Source organism: Vibrio viridaestus, assembly GCF_003856525.1.
In the GTDB taxonomy this organism is placed as follows: domain Bacteria; phylum Pseudomonadota; class Gammaproteobacteria; order Enterobacterales; family Vibrionaceae; genus Vibrio; species Vibrio viridaestus.
In genome coordinates, this window is the sequence record NZ_RJVQ01000108.1 from 1 (window position 1) to 506 (window position 506).

The window sequence follows — 506 nt, forward strand, 5'->3', positions numbered from 1 at the left end:
ATTTAAGATTACAGCCTACTCCTCCTATTGAAAGAATATCTCTTCCAGGATAAAAATGATACAAAGGCTTTTTCTCTATAGGATCGTTATGAATAGCAGAAACCACGCCATAACTTTTAGAAAAAAGCATTGATCCTTCATTTTTACGCACCCTACATATGCCTAAACCCCCATCTTTTATTAAACAATTATGAGGACAAAGCCTACAAACAACAGAGTTGTTCTCTGATTTCTCATAAAACATTGCCTCTCGCATCTGAATATTATTATTTGTAATACTTTAATAATGTAATCACTACATAAATACTTAAACGAAAAAATAACAACCTATGTTATAATAAAACCTCAAGTTTAAATTGTGCCAAAAAATATAAAAAATCACTATAAAATATTATCCAACCAAATACAGTTTGTCACTATATTTACAGCGGAAAATAATGGTAAACACAAATAAATTGGGTAATGCATATTCCTCAACGGTATAAATTCATCATTAAGCTGGGCAA

1 pseudogene is annotated in these 506 nt (G+C 30.0%); it reads right to left on the reverse strand.

The window, feature by feature from the left end:
• A pseudogene (locus EES38_RS22410) lies at positions 1–244 on the reverse strand (AmmeMemoRadiSam system radical SAM enzyme); the annotation flags it as partial.
• Positions 245–506 lie beyond the last annotated feature (262 nt).